Origin of the sequence: Streptomyces sp. NPDC058469 (assembly GCF_042721125.1) — a bacterium.
GTDB lineage: Bacteria > Actinomycetota > Actinomycetes > Streptomycetales > Streptomycetaceae > Streptomyces.
The window spans coordinates 28220-45363 of sequence record NZ_JBHXME010000036.1; the positions used below are offsets into that span (position 1 = coordinate 28220).

The following is a 17144-nucleotide window of genomic DNA, read 5'->3' on the forward strand; positions in this document are numbered from 1 at the left end:
GCTCGTCACCGCACCACGTCGGCCGCCCCCCGGCTCATGACCAGCAGGTTTTCCACAACCGCCAGGTTGTCCACAGGCCGGACCGACTGTCAGTGGCACGCGGCACCATGAAGCCATGACCGAGAACGAGCAGCAACTGCTGACACGGGTGGCTGCCGAGGCCCGCAACGCCCTCCCGCTGGGCTGGACTTCACTCCCCACCCCCGTGGACGACTCCACGGTGACCCGCGCCGAGGCCGCCCTGGGCTTCCGCCTGCCCCCGCTGCTCGCCGTGCTCTACTCGCGCATAGGAGACGGCGGATTCGGCCCGGAGTACGGCCTGTTGCCCCTGCTCGACCACCCGCCGGCCGGCGGGTCCGCCGCCGTCACGCAGTACCTCGCCAACCGCGCGAGCGGACACAAGGACCCGGACTGGCCCTGGCCCGAGGGCGTCCTGCCGATATCCCATTGGGGCTGCGCGATGTACGCGTGCGTGGACTGCCGATCCCCGCAGGCCACGGTCCTCCTCTACGAGCCGAACGCCGACGAAGCCGACCACGCGTGGTACGTCGACGCGCCCAGCCTCGCCGACTGGCTGCGCTCCTGGCTCGACGGCACGGGCTGGTACGAGGACCACGAAGGCGACGCCGAACCGACACCGTGGACCGACTTCCGCGTACGCACGACGGCACAGGCATCCTGAGCGGCTCCAGCTCCAGCTCCAGCTCGGGCTCGGGCTCGGGCTCCGGTGATCACCACCACGGGGTCGCGCCACCGATGCCTGCAACCACCACACGCATCCGTGACGTCCTGTTCATCGACACGGCGGAACATGCAGCGACAGGCCGTGCGCAGGGACCTAGAAACACAGCCTGTCCGGGCGGAATTCACAGCTCCGGATCAGTGCAAGCACAGCGCGAGAGGGCAGGTTCACGGCATGGGCATCATCAGCTGGATCATCCTGGGACTGTTGGCCGGAGCCATCGCCAAATTCCTGCTGCCGGGCCGCGACCCGGGCGGCTTCATCGGTACGACCATCATCGGCATCGCGGGCGCGTTCATCGGCGGCTGGATTTCAGCCCGTTGGCTGGACCACCCGGTCGCCAAGAACTTCTACGACGGCGCTACTTGGGCCTCGGCGATAGGCGGCGCGCTCGTCCTCCTGATCGTCTTCCGCATCCTGTTCGGCAACTCGCGCAACTAGCGCGCCCCCGTGCCGCAGCCAGCAGGCGAGAAGGGTGGGTACCGACGGGTGCCCACCCTTCCTCGTACCGGCGCGCGGCGGACGCGCGAGGCGCGGTTCTACCGGTAGTTCACGTACTGCAGCGCGAAGTCGAAGTCCTTGCCCTTGAGCAGGGCCTGCACGGCCTGGAGGTCGTCGCGGCTCTTCGAGCTGACCCGCAGTTCGTCCCCCTGCACCTGGGCCTTCACGCCCTTGGGACCCTCGTCGCGAATGATCTTCGCCACCTTCTTCGCGTTGTCCTGGGAGATGCCCTCCTCGATCGACGCGAAGATCTTGTACTCCTTGCCGGAGAGCTGCGGCTCACCGGCGTCCAGCGCCTTCAGCGAGATGCCGCGCTTGATCAGCTTGGACTGGAAGACGTCGAGGATCGCCTTGACCCGCTCCTCGGAGTTCGCCTCCATGAGGATCTTCTCGGCGGACCAAGCGATCGAGGCACCCACGCCCTTGAAGTCGTAGCGCTGCGAGATCTCCTTGGCGGCCTGGTTGAGGGCGTTGTCGACCTCCTGCCGCTCGACCTTCGAGACGATGTCGAAACTGGAGTCGGCCATGTCCTGTGGCTCCTTGTATCGGGATGCGTATCGATGCGTGTCACTGCGTATCGGCGTGCGTCGGGGCAGCCGCCGAGCCCGGTGTAGGCCCCGGGCCGCATCCGCATAAGCCTAGCCACCCCCTCCCCTCCGAGCGCCGGTCAATCGGGTGGCGAAGCACCCCTGTGCATCGGGTATCGTTTACGTCGTTGCCACGGAGCACCGCCGAAAAGCGGTTCGAGAGGCAGCAACCCTGGCGGTGTGCCCGAGCGGCCAAAGGGAGCAGACTGTAAATCTGCCGGCTTAGCCTACCCAGGTTCGAACCCTGGCGCCGCCACACGGAAACGAAGGGCCCGTGACCTGCATTCAGTGCAGGTCACGGGCCCTTCGTCATGCGCCGTGCCGATCTACGTACTGTCTCGCTCTGTCCCGCGTTCGAACGCCCCGTCTCGAAGCGGGTGGACGGGGAGTGGACGGGATTTCGGGATCGTCACTTCGGTCGTTGTCAGGGCCCGGGTGCGAGCCGCAGCCCAGAGCTCGCCATAGCCCGTGTCCTGGACCGGCCCACCGCGCATCGTCTGGAACACCCGCCCATCGGGGGCCGTGCCGTACGCGGTGAGGTGCCACCGCAGCGAGGCCACCGGGCCGGGCGGGATCGGCCGATGGCTTCAGCCGGCTGTGCCGCCGCGTAGTAGACGCAGCCGAAGAGCGTCACGAGACGGCGACTGCGCGGATGTCGGCGGCGGGACTGGCGTGCATGCGGAGTGCTTGGCCAAAGACGGATACGCAGTCCCTTCGGTCGATCCCATCGCCCGCCCTGTTGAGCAGGCGTCCGCCATCTGCGCGGCGTCTCTTTTCGACTTCACCCCGGCGTACTTCCATCGGGCAGAAAGCCTTGGCCGCGCGAAGGGCTGAGCAGTATCCAGAATTGCTCGCCTCCAGCGCGCACTTGCTTTCCGTGGGGCGTGCCCCGCAAGCGTCACCGGTGAAACAGCAGTGGCTTGGTCGCCCCGTAATTCCTGGACCCTGAAAGAACGCCAAAGACAAGGGAATTCACACTCCAAAGAAACGCGGCCCTGATTCCTGATCGACGTCGACTCCTGACGCTGTCCGGAGCGGCTCGCGGGCGTTGGCCAGCGGATGGGTGAGGCGTTCGGCGAAGCCCGGGGCAGCCGGTGAACCGGGCCCGCTGAGCGGAACAAGGAGCGACAAGCGGCTCCTGGCGCACCACGCTGACCGCCGAGCGTTCGGTGTAGTCGAAGGAAGAGGGGATCACCAGCATGAAAAAGCACACCCTCCGGAAGGCGGCTACCGGACTCGCGGCGATCACTGCGGCGTTCGGCTTCGTCCTGGCCTTTACCTCGCCGGCGAGCGCGGGTGCCTCGACCGTCACACCTCGGTCCGTGACCTACTACCAGTTCAAAGATCTGAACAACGGTAAATGCCTGGACGCCGGAGGTCAGGTCAACGGCTCCGTAGTCCAGCAGTACACCTGCAATGGAACCGTCAATCAGCAGTGGGCGTTGCGGGCGACCGACAGTGGCTATTTCCAGCTCGTCGTCGCGAGCAGCGGCAGATGCATGGAAGTCGCGAATTCGAGCCAGAGCGAACAAGCCTTCGTTCAGATAGAGGACTGCGACAGCGGGTACAACCAGCAGTGGACCAAGGGCGCGAGCACCGTCAGCGGCTGGTCGCAGCTCGTCACCCGACACAGCGGCAAGTGCCTGAGTCCCATTGATCTCGGCTCGGTCGACCGTACCCGGGAGGTGCAGTACTCCTGTTCCTTCTCCGGGTATCAGCAGTGGAACCAGTCCTGACCCCGGCGAGAACGGACGACCCTGCCCGCTGCGAGAACTCCGCGATGTCCACCACGCCGTGGGCCAGGCCGGGGATCTCACCGTCAACCCGCACACACCGGCCGCCCGGCGGCATGGACGGTGAGTGGGGTCCACGTGGGGCGGGTCCGGCCGGAGAAAGGGTCTGTGATCAGCGGCAATGCTGATCACAGACCCTTTCGTCGTTGCCGAGGCATTCCGCGGCCCCCGCTCGCTCTGCCGCCAACCTTGACGTGCCCGTGCCACGGTCCTACTGTCGCGGCATCGCGTTCACGTTGAAACATGAAGTTCATATACGTGAACCCGCGCTTCGCCAACCGAGTCCACAGAGCAGACAGGAAGGCACCCCCCATGCGCATGCGTACGCTGCTCACCTCCCTGGCCACCGTCGTCGCCGTCACCGGCGGCCTCGCCCTCGCGGCTCCCGCCGCGTCGGGCAGTACCGGCGCCGCCGGCGTCGTCGCCTCACCCCTGGCGGACCCCTCCGTCGCGCCCGGCGGGAACTTCGACCTGGGGGTGTGGCAGCTCCAGGAGCCGATCGGTTCCCCCGGCTCGCCCACGACGATCTCGTCGTCCCGGCTCCAGGGGGCCAACGGGTTCCAGGACTCGTACTTCTACACGGACACCCGCGACGGCGCGATGACCTTCTGGGCGCCGGAGAAGGGCGTCACCACCCCGAACTCGAACTACGCCCGCTCCGAACTGCGGGAGATGAACCGCAGCGGCAGCGCCGCCAACTGGTCGCTCAGCGGCACCCACACGATGAAGGCGACGCTGCGGGTCGTATCCGTCACCTCGAACGTCTGCGTCGGCCAGATCCACCTCGGCACCGGAGGCACCTCCACCAAGCCGCTGCTGGAGCTGTACTACCGGTCGAGCGGCGACATCGTCCTCGGCACGGAGAACTCGCCCTCCGGCGGACAGACCCTGCACACCGTCGGCAACGTCTCGGTCGGCAAGACGTGGAGCTACACGATCGGCGTCTCGGGCGGAAACACCATCAACCTGACGGTCAACGGGAGCACCACGCACTACGCCATCCCGTCGTCCTTCAACGCCTACAAGCAGTACTTCAAGGCCGGTTCGTACAACCAGTCGTCCTCCGACAGCACCACCAAGGGCGCCCGCGTCGCCTTCTACGGCCTCACCGTCGCCCACAGCTGAGCGAGCCTCGACCGCCGACCCGGCGTGCGGCGGGGCAGACTGATCCCATGTCGTCACGCCGCAGAAGCTGCCCCGAGTGCCGTCGTGAAATCGCCGTCGTGGCCGGCCGATACGCGCGGCACGACCCGCCCGGCGCGCGGGAGACCGGGGACCTCGTGTCGTGCCCCGGGTCCCGCCGCCAGGCGGAACTCGGGGCGGCCCAGCCCGCGTTGGACGGGTACGTGGTGCCGGAGTTCCCCGGACAGATGCCGCTGTTCTAGACGGCGGGGAACCTCGGTTCCTCGGCTCTCCGGTTCCTCAGTTCCCCGCCACCGACTTCACCGCCACCGACACCGGCGCGGATCCACCGATCAGCTCCAGCGTCAGGCCGGCCGTCGCCGGCGTCTCCACCAACTCCGCGAGTACGGCGGCCACGTCGTCGCGGGGGATCGCGCCGCGGCCGGTGTGGGCCTCCAGCCGGACCAGCCCGGTGCCGGCGTCGTTCGTGAGCGAACCGGGGCGCAGGATCGTCCAGTCCAGGGCGTCCAGGCCGCGTACGTACGCGTCGGCCTCGCCCTTGGCCCGCAGATACACGTCGAAGACGCCGTCCCCGGAGTGCGTCGGATCCGCGCCCATCGAGGACACGACGACGTGGCGCCGTACGCCCGCCAGGACCGCCGCGTCGGCGAACAGCACCGCCGAACCCCGGTCCACCGTGTCCTTGCGGGCCGTGCCGCTGTTCGGGCCCGCGCCCGCCGCGAAGACCGCCGCGTCCGCGCCCCGCAGCTGCGCCGCGACCTCCTCGACCGAGGCCGACTCCAGGTCGAGCAGGAGCGGTTCGGCGCCGGCCGCCCGTAGATCGTCGCTCTGTTCGGCGTTGCGGATGATGCCCGCGACCTCTTCACCGCGCGCGGCGAGCAGGCGCTCCAGCCGCAGCGCGATCTGACCATGACCTCCAGCGATGACAATGCGCATGCCTTCGACCGTACGCCCGGACGGCCGCACGCGCCGCATGACTTCAGCCGCGTCCCAGCGGCGCACACCCGCGATGGACGCGCCGGGCGCGCGGACCCGAGCCCCAGTGCCTCAGGCGTGCGCCCCGGCGCGGCGCCGACGGCTCACGACAAGTCGCCCCGTCCCTGCCGGGGCAGCCCCAACTCCGAGCCCGCCGCCGTGTTGCAGTACTCCCGGACCGCGCTCGTCCGTGCCACCACGCGCCCCCGGTGCACCACGATCCGGCTGTACGCCAACGACAGCGCACCCGCGAGCCGGTCGCCGCGCACCGCGAGCAGTTCGGCCGGAAATCCCGCCTCGACCCGCACCTCGGGCAGGCCGAGCGCCGCGCGTGCCGAGGAACTCACCGTGTCGTAGGCGTCCTCGGGCCGCATCCCGTGGCGCGAGGCCAGCAGGTAGGCCGCCTCCAAGGGGTCCCCGCGGCCCACCGGGTTGGACACGTCACGCAGGGCGCCGCTGCCCGCGGCCACCTGGACGCCGGCCGTGCGCAGCAGCCGTACGGGAGCCGTGCCCCGGCGGTCGACGCCGCCGCAGCCGCCCTGCGGCAGGCAGACCACCGTCACGTCGGCCGCGGCCAGTTGGTCCGCGATCCGTGTGACCGTGTCCGCAGGCAGCCGTCCCAGGCCGCCGCAGGGGCCGAGCGTCACCCCGGGGCGCATTCCGCCCGCGACGGCCGCCAGCCGGGCCAGGCGGGTCGGGTCGGCGGCGTCCGTGTGCAGGTCGACCGGGCACCCGTGCTCGGACGCGACCTCCAGGACCGCCTCCACGTACCCCGTCGGATCGGGGTCCAGATCTGGACAACCGCCCACTACGGAGGCACCCATTTTCAGCGCGTCCCGCAGCATCGCGAGCCCGTCAGCCCCCGCCACCCCGGTCAGTAGCCGGGGCATCGCCACCGCCGTCAACTCCGCCAGCCCCCGCAGCGCCCGCCGCGCCTGCAGTACGGCGGCCAGCGCGCTCAGCCCCTGAACGTCCCCCACGCGCACGTGTGCCCGCTGTGCCGTGGCCCCGTGCCCGAGTTGCAGCAGCGCCGCCTCGGTCGCGCGGCGCTGGACGTCATCGGGGTCGTAGGAGACCGGTCCGCCGTTCTCGGCCGACAGGGCGGTGTCACTGTGCGTGTGCGGTTCGGCGGGGGCCGGGAGGAGGAGATAGCCGCTGAGGTCCACGCGCGCGCCGCACGCGCGCGTGGCGTCCGTCGCCAGGCTGCCGGCCGTGCCGACCGCCTCGATGCGCCCGCCGTCGAGCCGTACGTCCACGGTCCGGCCGTCGGTCAGCCGGGCCCCGCACAGCAGGAGCGCGGCCGGGTCGGCCGGTCCCGACGAGCCTGAGGAACCCGACGGACCAGACGACGAGTGGGACGGCTGGGGCTGGCTGTCGGGCATCGCGCTCCAGGGGCTCAGGGCTTCGCGGGCTCGGGGCTGCGGGGCTCAGGACTGGGGACTGCGCAAAGGGGCGCAAGATCACGCAGAGTGAGTCGAGCCTAGGGCGGTGATCCGCTCACGGCCGGGAGGAGCGCAATAGTCGTACCGGTGTGGTCCCCCATACGGGAGGGGCCCCTGAGGCCTCTGGGAGGGTCGTGGAAGCGGTTGGAGCGGTGCCGCGAAACGGATTTGGGCGAACGGTCGCCGAGCGTGTAATGTCTTCATCGCTCGCCCCAATAGCTCAGTCGGTAGAGCGTCTCCATGGTAAGGAGAAGGTCTACGGTTCGATTCCGTATTGGGGCTCTGGTGTGTGAGGTTCTCGTCGCAAGGTGGGAACCGATCGCATCGCAGCGGTGTAGCTCAGTCGGTAGAGCAAGCGGCTCATAATCGCTGTGTCACCGGTTCAAGTCCGGTCACCGCTACTGACAGTAGCCGATTGCGGGGTCGGTCCTTCGATCGGCTACTCTGTTATGCGTTCATAGTCCCATCCGTTCGTCAAGGAGCACTCCTGTGGCTGCCACCGACGTCCGCCCGAAGATCACGCTGGCCTGCGTGGAGTGCAAGGAGCGGAACTACATCACCAAGAAGAACCGGCGTAACAACCCGGACCGACTGGAGATGAAGAAGCACTGCCCGCGTTGCAATGCGCACACCGCGCACCGCGAAACGCGATAAGAATCAGGCTCGTACACGAGGCCGTCCCCGAAGTCTGGGGGCGGCCTCGCGTCGTTCCCCACACAGCAGCAGGAACATCAGGAGGTACCGGGCCATGGCGCTCGACCAGTCCTTCGTGGGGCGGACCTACCCGCCCACCGACCCGTACGAGGTGGGCCGGGAGAAGATCCGCGAGTTCGCGGAGGCGGTGGGGGACGCCAACCCGGCGTACACGGACCCGGAGGCCGCCAAGGCGTTCGGCCACCCCGATGTGATCGCCCCGCCGACCTTCGTCTTCTCCATCACGTTCAAGGCCGCGGGACAGGTCGTCCAGGACCCGCAGCTCGGCCTCGACTACAGCCGGGTCGTGCACGGCGACCAGAAGTTCGTCTACGTCCGCCCCGTGCGCGCCGGTGACCGCCTCACGGTCACCTCCACGATCGAGGCGATCAAGTCGATGGCGGGCAACGACATCCTGGACATCCGCGGTGAGGTCCACGACGAGGCCGGCGAGCACGTCGTGACCGCCTGGACCAAGCTCGTGGCCCGCGCGGCGGAGGAGAGCTGACATGACGGCGAACATCGCGTACGACGACGTCGAGGTCGGCACCGAGCTGCCGGCCCAGGCCTTCCCCGTGACCCGCGCCGCCCTCGTCCAGTACGCGGGCGCCTCCGGGGACTTCAACCCGATCCACTGGAACGAGAAGTTCGCCAAGGAGGTCGGGCTCCCGGACGTCATCGCGCACGGCATGTTCACCATGGCCGAGGCGATCCGCGTGGTCACCGACTGGACCGGCGACCCGGGCGCGGTCGTCGAGTACGGCGTCCGCTTCACCAAGCCCGTCGTCGTCCCGAACGACGACCAGGGCGCGACCGTCGAGGTCAGCGCCAAGGTCGCCGCCAAGCTCGACGACAACACGGTCCGCGTGGACCTGGTGGCGATGAGCGCCGGCCAGAAGGTGCTCGGGATGTCACGGGCGGTCGTACGACTGGCGTGAGCTGAGGTAAGGGGCGGCCGCTATTGTGGGCGCCCCTTACCTGTAGGTCGGCCTACTTGTAGGTCGTCCCGGGCCGACTTGGTGACTGGCAGTGACACCGGCGGGTCCGGAGCCGACCCGCCCATGTGCCGTGCCACACATCCGGCGATCCCCGCCGCCCGTTCCCGCTCCCGTCCCGGAACTCCGCCGGACCCACCCCTTGACCAAGTTAGTGATTGAGTACTAACTTTCTCGCATGGTCAGGATGAGCGCAGAAGAGAGGCGCGAGAGCGTCGTCCGCGCGGCGATCACCGAGTTCGCGCAGCGGGGGTACTACGGCACCTCCACCGAGGCGATCGCCAAGCGGGTCGGTGTCTCGCAGCCGTATCTCTTCCGGCTCTTCCCGGGCAAGAAGGCGATCTTCGCGGCGGCCTCGCTGCGGTGCGTCGAGGACGTGTGCCGGGTCTTGGAGGAGTCGTCCAAGGGGCTGGAGGGCGAAGAGGCCCTGCATGCCATGGCCAACCGCTATGTGCAGCTCATCACGGAGTATCCCGAGAAGCTGCAGATGCAGATGCAGACGTACATCACGGTGGCCGCCGCCGAGGCGGAGGGTGACCACGAGTTCGGCGAGGCCGTACGGAAGGGCTGGATGAAGCTCTGGGACGTCGTGCATCTGCCCTTGGGGGCGGATGTGGACCAGACCACGACCTTCCTGGCGTACGGAATGCTGATCAACACCCTTGCGGCCATGGGTTTTCCGCCCGAGCATCGGGTCTGGGAAGGGTTGTATCCGTCGGCGCGGATCACCGGCCGGCTGGAGAAGTAGCGGGCATCGACAAGGGGCGGATCCTTCGCCTTTTCCTGCGCGGCAAAGTTAGTCATCAATAACTAATCATCGGTACGAGCACCCTTTGGGGGAGCGATGTCACAGCCAACCGCACGGCGCGGGGGAATGGTCTGGGCCCTCGTCATCACCAGCGTCGCCGGATTCATGGCGGCCCTGGACAACCTCGTCGTCACCACCGCCCTGCCGTCCATCCGCAAGGACCTCGGGGGAGCGCTGGGCGACCTGGAATGGACCGTGAGCGCCTACACGCTCACCTTCGCCGTCCTGCTGATGTTCGGCGCGGCGCTCGGCGACCGGTTCGGCCGCCGCCGGCTCTTCCTCGTCGGCATCACCGTCTTCACCGGCGCCTCCGCCGCCGCGGCCATGGCACCCGGCATCGAGTCCCTCATCGCGGCCCGCGCGGTCCAGGGCGTCGGCGCGGCGATCATGATGCCGCTGACACTGACCCTGCTGACGGCGGCCGTACCCGCGGCCAAGCGCGGGATGGCGTACGGCATATGGGGCGCGGTGAACGGGCTCGCCGTCGCCTCCGGCCCGCTCATCGGCGGCAGCCTCACCGAGCACATCTCCTGGCACTGGATCTTCTGGCTGAACGTCCCGCTCGGCCTGGCCCTGCTGCCGCTCGCCCGCCTGCGCCTCTCCGAGTCGTACGGCACCGGCGCCCCGCTCGACTTCCCCGGCACCCTGCTCGCCAGCGGCGGCCTCTTCGGCATCGTGTACGGCCTGGTCCGCGGGCCCGCCGACGGCTGGACCAGCTCGCTCGTCCTCGCCGGACTGTTCGCGGGGAGCGCGCTGTTCGCCGGCTTCATCATCTACAGCGTCAACGCCAAGAACCCGATGCTCCCGATGCGGCTGTTCCGCTCCCGCGCCTTCTCCGGGATCAATGCCGCGAGCCTGCTGATGTTCCTCGGGATGTTCGGGTCGATCTTCCTGCTCAGCCAGTACATGCAGGGCGTCCTCGGCTACTCGCCCACCGAGGCGGGCCTGCGGATGCTCCCCTGGACCGGTATGCCGATGCTCGTCGCCCCCATCGCCGGCATCCTCTCCGACCGCATCGGCGGCCGCCCGGTCGTCGCCGCGGGCCTCTTCCTGCAGGCGGCCGGTCTCGGCTGGATGTCCTACGTCGTCACCACCGACGTCTCCTACGGCGCCCAGCTGCCCGGCCTGATCCTCAGCGGCATCGGCATGGCCCTGTTCTTCGCGCCGGCCTCCAACCTGGTCATGTCCAGCGTCCGCCCCCAGGAACAGGGCATCGCCTCCGGCGCCAACAACGCGCTCCGCGAGGTGGGCGGCGCGCTCGGCATCGCCGTCATGGCGTCCATCTTCTCGGCCCAGGGCGGCTACCAGACCGCACAGACCTTCGTCGACGGCCTGAAGCCCGCGCTGGTCACCGGGGCGGCCGTGGTCGCCCTCGCGGGAGTCGCGACGCTCATGATCCCGACGAGGCGGCGAGCGGCGGAGCTTGCGGCGACTTCCGAATCGGCCGAGCCGGCGGATCGTGCGGGGTCGGCCGGGTCTTCCGGGTCCGACTCGGTACTGGAGAACGCCGGTCACTGACCGGGACACCTGTGCACGCACGCGTGGGGCCCTGCCGTTGGCGGTGGGGCTCCACGCGTGCGTGCGGCTTGGCCTGTGGGACTTCAGGTGGGTGGGCGTCTGCCGTTGCCGGGGGAGCTTCACGGGTGCGTGGTCCGGGTGGATGCGGCACATCGTGCGGGGCGCGTGACCCGTGCCGGATGCGGTGCCCGCGTCAGTCGCCCCGCCCCGCGCCGCACACACTGCCCGTGTCGGACGTCCGCCCCGCGCCGAAAACGACGGCCACACCCCGCCACCCCCAGACTTGTCAGTCCCGTCTCGTACGCTTGGCCCCGTGCAGGAACTCCACGATGCCCCCCTCGCCCCCCTCACCACCTTCAGGTTGGGCGGTCCCGCGACCCGGTTGATCACCGCGGGCACCGACGCCGAGGTGATCGACGTCGTGCGTGAGGCCGATGACGCCGGGACGCCGTTGCTGGTCATCGGGGGTGGGTCGAACCTCGTCATCGGGGACAAGGGGTTCGAGGGGACCGCCCTGCGGATCGCCACCCGTGGCTTCGAACTCGACGGCACGCGGCTGGAGTTGGCGGCCGGTGAGGTGTGGACCGATGCCGTTGCCCGCACCGTCGAGGCCGGGCTCGCCGGGGTCGAGTGTCTCGCCGGGATTCCTGGATCGGCCGGTGCGACCCCGATTCAGAACGTCGGGGCGTACGGCCAGGAAGTCTCCGCCACCATCACCGAGGTCGTCGCCTACGACCGCGCCACCCGCGAGACGGTCACCCTTGCCAACGAGGAGTGCGCCTTCTCCTACCGGCACAGCCGGTTCAAGGCCGACCCCGAGCGCTATGTCGTGCTGCGCGTCCGCTTTGAGCTGGAGGACGCGGACGGGCTGTCGGCGCCGGTCAAGTACGCCGAGACGGCCCGGGTTCTCGGGGTCGAGCCCGGTGACCGCGTGCCGCTCGCGCGGGCCCGGGAGACCGTTCTCGCGTTGCGCGCCGGCAAGGGCATGGTCCTGGACCCCGAGGACCACGACACCTGGTCGGCCGGTTCCTTCTTCACCAACCCGATCCTCACCGACGCGCAGTTCACCGCGTTCCACGCGCGCGTGGAGGAGCGTCTCGGGGAGGGTGCGGAGCCGCCCGCGTACCCGGCGGGGGAGGGGCACATCAAGACCTCCGCCGCCTGGCTGATCGACAAGGCCGGCTTCACCAAGGGGTACGGCAGCGGGCCCGCCCGGATCTCCACCAAGCACACCCTCGCCCTCACCAACCGGGGCGAGGCGACCACGGCGGACCTGCTCGCCCTCGCGCGCGAGGTCGTCGCCGGCGTCCACGACACCTTCGGGGTCACCCTCGTCAACGAACCGGTGACCGTCGGCGTCAGCCTCGACAGCCGGTAAGTCGCCCTCAAGGGACCTCAATAGGCCACCCCCACCCCCTGCTTCACCGTCCGGGGATCGTCCGCCATCGTCAGCATCGCGTGGGCGACGTCCGCGCGGGCGATGAACCGGCCTCGGGCGGGGAAACCGCCCACGACCGTGCGGTATGTGCCGGTCAGCGGTTTGTTCTGCAGGCGTGGCGGGCGGATGCTCGTCCAGTCCGTGGCGCTGCCGGCCAGGGCCGCCTCCATCTCCCGCAGGTCGTCGTAGACGTCCTTCAGGAGGGCCGAGATCAGCCCGCGCGCGGTGCGGTCGAGGAGCCCGGCGCCCTCCGGGTCCGGGCCGATCGGACCGGCGCTCACCACCAGCACCCGGCGCACCCCCTCCGCCTCCATGGCCGCCAGGACCGTACGCGTGAGCCGGGTCGCGATCCCCGCGTCCTTGCGGCTGCGGGCGCCGAGCCCGGACAGGACCGCGTCCCGGCCCGCGACCGCCGGGCGTACCGCCTCCGGGTCGGTGAGGTCCGCGCGGAACACCTCCAGGCCCGCGCCCCGCACGGTGAGCCGCGCCGGGTCCCTTACGACCGCCGTGACCTCGTGGCCCGAGGCCAGTGCCTGGCGGACGATCTCCTGGCCGATGCCTCCGGTGGCACCGAAAACGGTGAGCTTCATGGCGCACTCCTGCCTCTTCGTGAGGTGGGTGAGTGTTCACTCACCCCTGCCTCCCTCTAGAGTGGGTAAGTACTCACCCACCCGTCAAGCCCGAACGGACCGGCCATGGAATCCTTGGGCCCCATGCAGCAGAAACAGGCCCCGGAGCCCGCCCCTCAGAAACCCGCCCGGGTCCGCATCCTCGACGCCGCCCACGAGCTGATGCTCACCGTCGGTCTGGCCCGGGCGACCACCAAGGAGATCGCGAAGGCCGCCGGCTGCTCCGAAGCCGCGCTCTACAAGTACTTCGCCAGCAAGGAGGAGCTGTTCATCCGCGTCCTCGCGGAACGGCTGCCCCAGCTGACCCCGCTGCTGCGCAGCCTCGCCGCCGAGCCCGGACGGCACTCCCTGGAGGACAACCTCACCGAGATCGCCCGCCAGGCGGCCCTCTTCTATGAGCAGAGCTTCCCGATCGCGGCCTCCCTGTACGCCGAGACCCAGCTCAAGCGGCGCCACGACGAAGCGCTGCGGCAGCTCGGCTCGGGCCCCCACAAGCCGATCGAGGGCCTGGACGCCTATCTGCGCGCCGAACAGACCGCCGGCCGCGTCCGCCCCGGCGCGGACACCTTCGCGGCCGCGTCCCTCCTCCTGGGCGCCTGCGCACAGCGCGCGTTCGCCTACGAGGCGGCGGGCACCGGCGTACGACCGCCCGTGGACGAGTTCGCGCCACGCCTGGCCCGGACGCTGCTGGGCGGAATCTCCGTTGTCGAGGACCCCTCCTGACCGCGCCCCTTGGCGGATGAGGCACCGCAAACGGAGCTGAGACCCCGCCAGTTCAGACCCCGGATCGGCCCGCACGAACACCGTGTCGTCCAGCCGAGGCAACCTCTGCGCCACACCTCAGTGCGCGACCCGGCGCCGTACGGGATGCTCATGGGGATCACGACGGGCTGAGCCGGCTGGCGGGGCTGTTCTCGTTCGCAGCCTGCTCGCGGCACACCATCGTGCACATCCCGCTGCGCGAGAGCGTGCCGCCCGACGAGGGGTGCGGGGAGCTGGTCGATCTGCGCCGCGCGCTCGGGCGTGGCACCCCGCTCACCGTCCGCACGGACGAGGCCCGTACCGAGCGCCACGCGCGCGCGTGGCTGGAGCGGCCGTACGCCCAGGGGCAGTTGCGGCACACCACGCACGCGCGTACGTACGTACTTCCTCATCGGCGGCCGTGACGTCCTCGCGTCCGCCGCCACGTCCTTCGCCTACACGGCGGGCTGGGGACCGCGGGCGAAGCGGGTCGTCAAAGGGCAGTCGGCGTTCATGGCCTCCCTGGACGGCGAACTGGCCCCTGACCGTGGCGGTGGGCACGGTCCCGAGGTCCTGATCTGTTTCAAGCCGTGTCCGCCCTACGCGCACTTCAGGCGACCGGGGCGCTGAGCCAGTCGTCAATGCCCGACAGCAGCTTGGTCTTCATGTCCTCCGGGGCGGCCGATCCGCGTACCGACTGCCGGGCCAGTTCGGCCAGTTCGCGGTCCGAGAAGGCGTGGTAGCGGCGGGCGATCTCATACTGGGCCGCCAGCCGGGAGCCGAAGAGGAGGGGGTCGTCGGCGCCGAGCGCCAGTGGGACGCCCGCTTCGAAGAGGGTCCTTAGGGGCACGTCCTCGGGCTTCTCGTAGACGCCCAGCGCCACGTTCGAGGCGGGGCACACCTCGCAGGTGATGCCCCGGTCCGCGAGCCGCTTCAGCAGGCGCGGGTCCTCCGCCGCGCGCACGCCGTGGCCGATCCGGGTCGCGTGCAGGTCGTCCAGGCAGTCCCGCACCGAGGCCGGGCCCGCCAACTCGCCGCCGTGCGGGGCCGACAGCAGGCCACCCTCCTGGGCGATCGCGAAGGCCCGGTCGAAGTCCCGTGCCATACCCCGGCGTTCGTCGTTCGAGAGGCCGAAACCGACCACACCCCGCTCCGCGTACCGCACGGCCAGCCGGGCCAGCGTGCGCGCGTCCAGGGGGTGCTTCATCCGGTTCGCGGCCACCAGGACCCGCATCCCGAGCCCGGTCTCGCGGGAGGTCGTCTGCACCGCGTCCAGGATGACCTCCAGCGCCGGGATCAGGCCGCCCAGGCGCGGTGCGTACGACGTCGGGTCGACCTGGATCTCCAGCCAGCCCGAGCCGTCCCTGACGTCCTCCTCGGCGGCCTCGCGGACCAGCCGCTGGATGTCCTCGGGCTCCCGCAGGCACGACCGCGCCGCGTCGTACAGCCGCTGGAAACGGAACCAGCCCCGCTCGTCCGTCGCCCGCAGCTTCGGCGGCTCCCCGCTGGTCAGCGCCTCGGTCAGGGCGTCGGGCAGTCGTACGCCGTACTTGTCGGCGAGCTCCAGCACGGTGGTCGGCCGCATCGACCCGGTGAAGTGCAGGTGCAGATGGGCTTTCGGCAGTTCAGAGACATCACGTACACGCTCCATCTGGGAATCCTGCCGTACGTTCCCGCCGTGCCGGTACCACTTTCCTCGATCGTGGTCTTGCTCGCACAAAGCAACGGGCCGCCTCCCCGGAGAGAAACGGCCCGCACGCACGCGTAGAGGTACGAAAACTCAGTCCGTGGCTTCGGACAGCAGCTTCTGGATGCGGCTGACGCCCTCGACGAGGTCCTCGTCACCCAGGGCGTACGACAGCCGCAGGTAACCGGGGGTCCCGAAGGCCTCGCCCGGGACGACCGCGACCTCGGCCTCCTCCAGGATCAGCGCGGCCAGCTCGACCGAGTCCTGCGGGCGCTTGCCGCGGATCTCCTTGCCGAGCAGCGCCTTGACCGACGGGTACGCGTAGAACGCGCCCTCGGGCTCCGGGCAGAGCACGCCGTCGATCTCGTTGAGCATCCGCACGATCGTCTTGCGGCGGCGGTCGAAGGCCTCGCGCATCTCCGCCACGGCCGTCAGATCACCGGAGACGGCGGCCAGCGCGGCGACCTGGGCCACGTTGGAGACGTTCGAGGTGGCATGCGACTGGAGGTTGGTCGCGGCCTTGACGACGTCCTTCGGGCCGATGATCCAGCCCACCCGCCAGCCGGTCATGGCGTACGTCTTGGCGACGCCGTTGACCACGATGCACTTGTCGCGCAGCTCCGGCAGGATCGCGGGCAGCGAGGTGAACTTCGCGTCGCCGTAGACCAGGTGCTCGTAGATCTCGTCCGTCATGACCCACAGGCCGTGCTCGACGGCCCAGCGGCCGATCGCCTCGGCCTCGGCCTCGCTGTAGACGGCGCCGGTCGGGTTGGACGGCGAGACGAAGAGGACGACCTTGGTGTTCTCGGTGCGGGCCGCCTCCAACTGCTCGACCGTGACGCGGTAACCGGTCGTCTCGTCGGCGACGACGTCCACCGGGACACCGCCCGCGAGGCGGATCGACTCCGGGTACGTCGTCCAGTACGGCGCCGGGACGATGACCTCGTCGCCCGGGTCGAGGATCGCGGCGAAGGCCTCGTAGATGGCCTGCTTGCCGCCGTTGGTGACCAGGATCTGCGAGGCGTCCACCTCGTAGCCCGAGTCGCGCAGCGTCTTCGCGGCGATCGCGGCCTTCAGCTCCGGGAGACCGCCGGCCGGGGTGTAGCGGTGGTACTTGGGGTTCGAGCAGGCCTCGATGGCGGCCTGGACGACGTAGTCCGGGGTCGGGAAGTCCGGTTCACCCGCGCCGAAGCCGATCACCGGACGTCCGGCGGCCTTGAGGGCCTTTGCCTTGGCGTCCACGGCGAGGGTGGCGGACTCGGAGATCGCGCCGACTCGGGCGGAGACCCGGCGCTCGGTGGGAGGGATTGAGGCGCTCATGGGGCCCATCGTTTCAGACCGGAAACCCGCCCGGCACACCGGTTTCACAGACTGAACAGGATCGGGCGAGCATGGAACAACCGTCCGGATTCCCGCCCCGGCCTGGGTGATCTTCCGTCGCCAATCCCCGTA

The 17144-nt window shown here is 69.8% G+C and carries 18 protein-coding genes, 3 tRNA genes and 1 pseudogene; 16 read left to right on the plus strand and 6 right to left on the minus strand.

The annotated features are described in order from the left end of the window. The first annotated feature begins 115 nt into the window (after positions 1-115). Both ACFWP5_RS18095 and ACFWP5_RS18100 read left to right on the plus strand, forming a co-directional pair. The gene (locus ACFWP5_RS18095; RefSeq protein WP_384156837.1) at positions 116-682 is read left to right on the plus strand and encodes an SMI1/KNR4 family protein; all 567 of its coding nucleotides are present in this window, start codon (positions 116-118) and stop codon (positions 680-682) included. A 234-nt stretch (positions 683-916) separates the two neighbouring features. Continuing rightward, positions 917-1183: a GlsB/YeaQ/YmgE family stress response membrane protein gene (locus ACFWP5_RS18100; protein ID WP_384156840.1), complete on the plus strand. Its 267-nt coding sequence runs from the start codon at positions 917-919 to the stop codon at positions 1181-1183. Positions 1184-1281: 98 nt separating this feature from the next. On the opposite strand, the gene ACFWP5_RS18105 is transcribed toward ACFWP5_RS18100, so the two are convergent. Continuing rightward, positions 1282-1770 (minus strand): YajQ family cyclic di-GMP-binding protein, encoded by a 489-nt coding sequence (locus ACFWP5_RS18105; protein ID WP_019061142.1) that lies wholly within the window; start codon positions 1768-1770, stop codon positions 1282-1284. 234 nt (positions 1771-2004) lie between these two features. Between ACFWP5_RS18105 and ACFWP5_RS18110 the strand changes: the two genes are divergently transcribed. The 4 genes from ACFWP5_RS18110 to ACFWP5_RS18125 all read left to right on the plus strand — a co-directional run bounded on the left by ACFWP5_RS18110 (position 2005) and on the right by ACFWP5_RS18125 (position 5008). Further along, positions 2005-2086: transfer RNA gene (locus ACFWP5_RS18110), tRNA-Tyr, on the plus strand. A gap of 943 nt (positions 2087-3029) precedes the next feature. Then, positions 3030-3566, plus strand: coding sequence for an RICIN domain-containing protein (locus tag ACFWP5_RS18115; RefSeq protein ID WP_384156845.1), 537 nt, complete (start codon positions 3030-3032; stop codon positions 3564-3566). Between the two features lie 369 nt (positions 3567-3935). Next, on the plus strand, positions 3936-4748 hold the full coding sequence (locus ACFWP5_RS18120) for a polysaccharide lyase family 7 protein (RefSeq protein ID WP_384156848.1): 813 nt from the start codon (positions 3936-3938) through the stop codon (positions 4746-4748). A 47-nt stretch (positions 4749-4795) separates the two neighbouring features. Then, complete coding sequence (locus tag ACFWP5_RS18125; RefSeq protein WP_384156851.1) at positions 4796-5008, plus strand: hypothetical protein; 213 nt, start codon at positions 4796-4798, stop codon at positions 5006-5008. A gap of 37 nt (positions 5009-5045) precedes the next feature. On the opposite strand, the gene ACFWP5_RS18130 is transcribed toward ACFWP5_RS18125, so the two are convergent. Together ACFWP5_RS18130 and ACFWP5_RS18135 are read right to left on the minus strand one after the other, a co-directional pair. Then, complete coding sequence (locus tag ACFWP5_RS18130; RefSeq protein WP_384156854.1) at positions 5046-5702, minus strand: NAD(P)H-binding protein; 657 nt, start codon at positions 5700-5702, stop codon at positions 5046-5048. Between the two features lie 143 nt (positions 5703-5845). Beyond that, on the minus strand, positions 5846-7123 hold the full coding sequence (locus ACFWP5_RS18135) for an amidohydrolase family protein (protein ID WP_384156857.1): 1278 nt from the start codon (positions 7121-7123) through the stop codon (positions 5846-5848). A 269-nt stretch (positions 7124-7392) separates the two neighbouring features. Between ACFWP5_RS18135 and ACFWP5_RS18140 the strand changes: the two genes are divergently transcribed. From ACFWP5_RS18140 to ACFWP5_RS18175, 8 genes are all read left to right on the plus strand, one after another. Beyond that, positions 7393-7465 (plus strand) — tRNA-Thr (locus ACFWP5_RS18140). A 46-nt stretch (positions 7466-7511) separates the two neighbouring features. Next, positions 7512-7584, plus strand: a tRNA-Met gene (locus ACFWP5_RS18145). A gap of 88 nt (positions 7585-7672) precedes the next feature. Further along, positions 7673-7837 (plus strand): 50S ribosomal protein L33, encoded by a 165-nt coding sequence (gene rpmG / locus ACFWP5_RS18150; RefSeq protein WP_003948671.1) that lies wholly within the window; start codon positions 7673-7675, stop codon positions 7835-7837. Positions 7838-7931: 94 nt separating this feature from the next. Continuing rightward, the gene (locus ACFWP5_RS18155) at positions 7932-8384 is read left to right on the plus strand and encodes a MaoC family dehydratase N-terminal domain-containing protein (RefSeq protein ID WP_384156860.1); all 453 of its coding nucleotides are present in this window, start codon (positions 7932-7934) and stop codon (positions 8382-8384) included. A 1-nt stretch (position 8385) separates the two neighbouring features. Then, positions 8386-8814, plus strand: coding sequence for a MaoC family dehydratase (locus ACFWP5_RS18160; RefSeq protein ID WP_384156863.1), 429 nt, complete (start codon positions 8386-8388; stop codon positions 8812-8814). A 235-nt stretch (positions 8815-9049) separates the two neighbouring features. After that, positions 9050-9619 carry a TetR/AcrR family transcriptional regulator gene (locus ACFWP5_RS18165; RefSeq protein ID WP_384156865.1) on the plus strand — a complete coding sequence of 190 codons (570 nt, stop codon included), beginning with the start codon at positions 9050-9052 and terminating at the stop codon, positions 9617-9619. 96 nt (positions 9620-9715) lie between these two features. Continuing rightward, on the plus strand, positions 9716-11197 hold the full coding sequence (locus ACFWP5_RS18170; protein ID WP_384156868.1) for a DHA2 family efflux MFS transporter permease subunit: 1482 nt from the start codon (positions 9716-9718) through the stop codon (positions 11195-11197). Positions 11198-11510: 313 nt separating this feature from the next. Beyond that, positions 11511-12575: a UDP-N-acetylmuramate dehydrogenase gene (locus ACFWP5_RS18175; RefSeq protein WP_384156871.1), complete on the plus strand. Its 1065-nt coding sequence runs from the start codon at positions 11511-11513 to the stop codon at positions 12573-12575. Between the two features lie 17 nt (positions 12576-12592). Here ACFWP5_RS18175 and ACFWP5_RS18180 read toward each other — a convergent pair whose 3' ends face one another. Beyond that, positions 12593-13225, minus strand: coding sequence for an NAD(P)-dependent oxidoreductase (locus tag ACFWP5_RS18180; protein ID WP_384156873.1), 633 nt, complete (start codon positions 13223-13225; stop codon positions 12593-12595). 123 nt (positions 13226-13348) lie between these two features. Here ACFWP5_RS18180 and ACFWP5_RS18185 point away from each other — a divergent pair, with 123 nt between their 5' ends. Both ACFWP5_RS18185 and ACFWP5_RS18190 read left to right on the plus strand, forming a co-directional pair. Further along, the gene (locus tag ACFWP5_RS18185) at positions 13349-13987 is read left to right on the plus strand and encodes a TetR/AcrR family transcriptional regulator (RefSeq protein ID WP_384156876.1); all 639 of its coding nucleotides are present in this window, start codon (positions 13349-13351) and stop codon (positions 13985-13987) included. 9 nt (positions 13988-13996) lie between these two features. Further along, positions 13997-14635, plus strand: a pseudogene (locus tag ACFWP5_RS18190) (hypothetical protein). Here ACFWP5_RS18190 and ACFWP5_RS18195 read toward each other — a convergent pair. Both ACFWP5_RS18195 and ACFWP5_RS18200 read right to left on the minus strand, forming a co-directional pair. Continuing rightward, positions 14616-15656, minus strand: coding sequence for an adenosine deaminase (locus ACFWP5_RS18195; RefSeq protein WP_384156879.1), 1041 nt, complete (start codon positions 15654-15656; stop codon positions 14616-14618). The pseudogene ACFWP5_RS18190 and the gene ACFWP5_RS18195 sit on opposite strands and share 20 nt — an antisense overlap. A gap of 129 nt (positions 15657-15785) precedes the next feature. Further along, positions 15786-17012, minus strand: a complete 1227-nt coding sequence (locus ACFWP5_RS18200; protein WP_384156883.1) for a pyridoxal phosphate-dependent aminotransferase — start codon at positions 17010-17012, stop codon at positions 15786-15788. Between the last annotated feature and the right edge of the window lie 132 nt (positions 17013-17144).